This is a genomic window from Archangium sp. (genome assembly GCF_036389735.1).
Taxonomy (GTDB): Bacteria; Myxococcota; Myxococcia; order Myxococcales; family Myxococcaceae; genus Archangium.
This window is the reverse complement of the sequence record NZ_DASVWK010000127.1, coordinates 1-4,637: the sequence shown is the minus strand read 5'-3', so window position 1 is coordinate 4,637 and position 4,637 is coordinate 1. Positions and strand designations below refer to the sequence as shown.

Here is a 4,637-nt window from a genome sequence, read left to right as displayed (position 1 = left end):
GGACTGCACATCCGGGCTCTCGGCGAGCTTCCGCTGGAGCTCATCCACCCCGGTGAAGGCGCCATCGGTGGCGGGCGAGGACAGCACCTCGCCGCTCGCGTCCACGGTCTGGCCACCCGGCAGGGTGGGCTGGAATCGGCCGACGCTGTCGAACTGCTCGAAGCCGAAGCCGATGGGGTCCATCATCTTGTGGCAGGACGAGCAGACCGCGTTGCTCGAGTGCTCCTGGAAGCGCACGCGGTTGGAGGCCTGTGGATCCACCGGAGGCAGCTGCACGTCGAGCCCCGGGGGCGGCGGCGGCAGCGGCTGGCACAGCAGGCGCTCGCGGACGAGCTTGCCACGGCGCACGGGCGAGGACGTCTGCGGCGTGGCCTGGCTGGCCAGGATGCTCCCGTGGGTGAGGATGCCTCCACGACTCGTGCCCTGGAGGCTCCACTGCCGCAGGCCGGTGGCGGTCGTCGACGTGGAGACCACCGTCCCCGGGACGCGGTAGAACGACGCCAGCCCGTCCGTGAGGAAGGTGTAGTCGGAGGTGAAGAGCTCGGGCAGCTTTCCGCTGCCGCCGCGGACGACATGGTCGAAGAGCTCCGTCGTCTCGGCCAGCATCGCCGTGCGGATGGCGGGGGTGAAGTCCGAGAAGGCGCTCGCGTCCTTCTGCGCCTGGCCGATCTGATCCAGCTCCAGCCACTGGCTCACGAAGTGGTCGAGCATCGGACGGCTCCGGGGCGAGGCCAGCATCCGGCGCGCCTCCGCGGAGATCTGCTCCGAGGTGTGCAGGGCCCCCGCGCGCGCCTTGGCGAAGAGCGCGTCATCCGGCATCGAGCCCCAGAAGAGGTAGGACAGCTCCGTGGCCACCTCGTAGTCCGTCAGCGCGTATTTCCCCTCGCCCAGGTGCTGCCCCAGCTCCGCGCGGTAGATGAAATGGGGGGACTGGAGCATGGCGGCGATGACGACCTTGATGCCCTCGGTGTACCCGTCCGCCGAGGCCACGCTCGTGTAGAGCGACTGGTAGCGGGTCCGCTCCGCGTCCAGCAGTGGGCGGCGGAAGGCGCGCTCGCCGAAATTCTGGATGAACTCCCGCGCGCACGTGTCCCCCGGCGCGCAGGAGACGTGCCTGGACAGGTTGGCGATGGCCGCGGCGGCCGCCTCCTCGGCGGAGGTGAGGAGCTTGTCGGCCAACAGCGGGCCCACCGCGCGTGCATCCGCGTTGTTGTCGAAGCCGTTCACCCGCTCCTCCGCGGGGAAGGCCTGGCCCCACTGGGAGTCCACGTAGAGGAGGTCGCGCAGCGTGTTGTCGTACTCGAAGCGGGTGAGGAGGCGGAGCTGGCGCCTGGCGCTGGTGTCCTGGCCGTCCGGGCCGCACGCCCTCAGGGCCGAGCCGTCACAGGCGCCGGGAGCACCGTTGATGCGGTCGGTGAAGCGCTGGAAGCTCGCGTAGCGCGTGCTGTTCTGGGCCAGGAGCGTGCCGCCGCCGTGGCCCTGGGGGTGCAGGCCCGAGGGCTTGAGCAGCAGCAGGGGGGTGCCCGCGCTCGTGTCGCGCGCCAGCGCCCGCACCGTCATGAAGTTGGTCTCCACCGCGCCCGGCGCCTCGGGGGGCAGCAGCACCATGCGCGTCCCGGCCGCGAGCCCATCGGCCTTGTGGCAGGCGATGCACTGCACGGACATCACCGGCTCCCACAGCTGGGTGCGGAAGAACTCCAGATCATCTGGACAGCCGTTCTCCTGGGAGGAGCAGGCGGAGAGGACGGCAACGGACAACAGGAGAGCGCCAAGGGCAGGGGAGTGCCGGGAAGGGAGCACGGAGCTGCCTCCTAATCGCGAGGGAGGACTGTCAGAGGTGGGGGCGGGGCGTCAGACGAGTCCGTCGAGCGGACCGGTGGACCGGGCAGCGTCACCGAAGGTGTCGATGGGGACGCCCAGGGCGTGGCACACGGAGGTGAGCAGCTTCTGGTGCGCGGCGCCGCTGTAGCGGAGGTAGCGCCCGAAGCGGAAGTAGCTGCTCGAGCCACCAGCGAGGACGAAGGGCACGGAGCGGCAGTTGTGGAGGCGGCTGTCGCCGAGCTCCTTGGCCCAGAGCACCAGGGTCGTATCGAGCATCGTGCCGCCGCCCTCCAGATCGGTGCGGGCCTTGAGGGCGTCGAGCAGGTAGGCGAACTGCTCGGCGAACCAGCGCTCGCACTTGATGAAGTTGGCGACTCCCTCGGTGTTGCTATCGCCCTTGTGCGACAGCTCGTGGTGGGCCTCGTTGACGCCCGCCCAGGTGAACACCTGGGGCGCCACGGTGTGCGACCACTGGAGGGAGGCCACGCGCGTCATGCCGCAGGCGAGCGCGCTCACCAGCAGGTCCATCTGGGCGCGGCCCACGGCGGGGAAGTTCGCGTTGGCCATGTGGTCCATGGCGACAGGCGCCGTGGCGCCGGGGCACCCGGGCAGCGCCACGGGCTCGGTCAGCCCCCGCTCCGTCTGGCGCAGCGACTCCAGGTGCTGCTCCAGCTTCCGCTTCTCCTCCGTGCCCACGCGCTGGGACAGGTCCCCCAGCTCTCCGCGCACCAGGTCCAGCATGCTCTTGCGGCGCCGCAGCAGCTTGTCGGCGGCCGTGGTGTCGCCCCCGAGGGCGCCGAAGAGGCGCTGGAAGGCGTTGCGCGGACTGTCCTCGGGCGAGGCGAAGACGCCCGGCGCCGAGTAGGACATGCGCGTGGAGCGCGTGGCGCCCCAGCGGCTCGTCTGCACGCCGAACTCCAACGACTGGAAGCGCGCGCTCTGGCCAATCTTGCGCGCGAGGAACTGGTCGACGGACAGGCCCCCGGAGGTGCTCTGCGCCGTGCCTCCGCCGGTGAGCATGTTGGCCATGCCCGCGTCGTGGTTGTCCACCTGGAGGAAGTCGAGGCCCTCGCACACCAGGAGGTTGGAGAGGTGGCGGGTGAGCGGCTCCAACACGCTGCCGGCGGGGAACGTGAAGGACGTCTCCGTGCCGCTGGGGCGCCAGTGCTGGTGGACCGTCCCATTGGGGGTGAAGAAGACGATGATTCGCCGGGCGAAGGGCGTCGCGGCCCGCGCCTCCCCGCTGAGCAACCCCAGCAGGGGCGAGGCCAGCAACGAGGCTCCCAGCCCGGCTGTGAACTGCCTACGCCCGATCCGAAGCATGCTCGTCAGCTCCCGTTCTCGTGGTCCGACTCGGAGGCCCGCGCGACGCGGGCTTCAATGGCAATCACTCACTGCTACCGTAAGGTGAGACTCAGCGTATGAGAACCGCCGCGGTCATAATCCAGACCCGTGCATCGGTCTATCGAACACAACTCAGACACAGGCGGATTCGACAGCGGGCGGGTGTAAGCTTTTGTCTCCCCGTGCCTAGGCGGTAATTCCCACTTACCAGGGCGATACAGGAAAAGTCGAGGTCGTTTTCAGAGGGGAAGGAGCCTCTTCCGCCAATCACTTACAAACTTCCGCTCTCCTCGAACCCCGTTGCGGGTGCGTGCCAAATTTCCGTCTGCGGTTGAAACGGGGTGGACGGCTGGAGTTTCGTCTGACGGGAAATTTGTGAGGGATTCCGCCGTTCAGATGGATGTGTGGGCTTGAGTGGGCTCCACGCCTGCCCGCCCCCTTCGACTCCTACCTCCCTCCTCGGCGTCGCGAGAGTGGCCCCGCACCGTCCAGGCGGCCGGCGGGACGTCGACGGTGCTCGCGTTGACATACGCTGAGGGTGCATGATTGGCGTGTTGTTCGAACCCGAAGGGGGAGTCATGCCCGGGCAGGGGTCTCGCTGCTTCCTCGTGGTGAGGGCGCAGGAGTGGATGTGCGCGCTGCCGCTCGAGGAAGTGGAGGAGACGATGAGGCCGCTGCCGGTCGCCCCGGTGTCCGCGGCCCCTGTCTTCGTGCGCGGGGTGTGCCTGGTGCGCGGCACGCCGGCTCCGGTGGTGAGTCTGGCGGTGCTGCTGGGAGGCGCTCACGCCCAGGCAGGCTCCGGCCATCGCTTCATCTCGTTGCGCGTGCCCGAGGGGCGCCTGGCGCTCGAGGTGGATGAGGTGCGCGGCCTGCGGTGGATGGAGGAGAGCACCTTGGACTCCGTGCCTCCGCTGCTGCGCGCCACCGCCAGCGGCCACGTGCAGCGCCTGGGCTCGTTCGATGGGCGTCTGCTCGCCGTGCTGGGCACGGCCCACCTGCTGCCCGAGGACATCTGGGGTCGTCTGGAGAGTGGTTCCGGCGAGGGGGGCGCGTGATCGCCGCCGCCTCCCGCATGCCCGTCGCGCGCTTCGCCGCGCTCGTGGAGCAGCGCCTGGGCCTGCGTCACGAGCCCGCCCAGTGGGGGGAGTTGGAGCCCCTGCTCACCGAGCGCGCCGCCGGCGGCGTGGAGCGCTACCTGGAGCGGCTGGCCACCTCCTCCGAGTCGCAGGAGTGGAAGGTGCTGGCCGAGCGGCTCACCGTGGGCGAGACGTACTTCCTGCGCCACCCCACCCAGCTGGAAATGCTGGTGGACAAGGTGCTGCCCTCCTTCCTGCGCAGTACGCCCAATGTCCGCGTGCTGTGCGCCGGCTGCTCCACGGGAGAGGAGCCCTACTCCGTGGCCCTCATGGCGCGGGAGCGCTCGCGCGCGGATGCGTCCCGCCTCCGCCTCCTCGGCATCGACGTCAACCCGC

4 protein-coding genes are annotated in these 4,637 nt (G+C 69.8%); 2 read left to right on the top strand and 2 right to left on the bottom strand.

From position 1 onward, the window contains the following. A partial coding sequence (locus VF794_RS04905; protein ID WP_331108009.1) for a DUF1592 domain-containing protein occupies nucleotides 1-1,758 on the bottom strand: 1,758 nt, incomplete at its 3' end. A gap of 93 nt (nucleotides 1,759-1,851) precedes the next feature. Continuing rightward, nucleotides 1,852-3,144, bottom strand: coding sequence for a DUF1552 domain-containing protein (locus VF794_RS04900; protein WP_331108008.1), 1,293 nt, complete (start codon nucleotides 3,142-3,144; stop codon nucleotides 1,852-1,854). A gap of 599 nt (nucleotides 3,145-3,743) precedes the next feature. Between VF794_RS04900 and VF794_RS04895 the strand changes: the two genes are divergently transcribed. Both VF794_RS04895 and VF794_RS04890 read left to right on the top strand, forming a co-directional pair. Beyond that, nucleotides 3,744-4,220, top strand: coding sequence for a CheW domain-containing protein (locus tag VF794_RS04895; RefSeq protein WP_331108007.1), 477 nt, complete (start codon nucleotides 3,744-3,746; stop codon nucleotides 4,218-4,220). Beyond that, nucleotides 4,217-4,637, top strand: a 421-nt coding sequence (locus VF794_RS04890; RefSeq protein WP_331108006.1) for a CheR family methyltransferase, incomplete at its 3' end; no start/stop codon positions are given. The genes VF794_RS04895 and VF794_RS04890, both read left to right, overlap by 4 nt.

Excerpts from the sequence above, each read along its gene's own strand:
- VF794_RS04900 (WP_331108008.1), bottom strand. The coding sequence starts at position 3,144 with ATGCTTCGGATCGGGCGTAGGCAGTTCACAGCCGGGCTGGGAGCCTCG.
- VF794_RS04895 (WP_331108007.1), top strand. The coding sequence starts at position 3,744 with ATGCCCGGGCAGGGGTCTCGCTGCTTCCTCGTGGTGAGGGCGCAGGAG.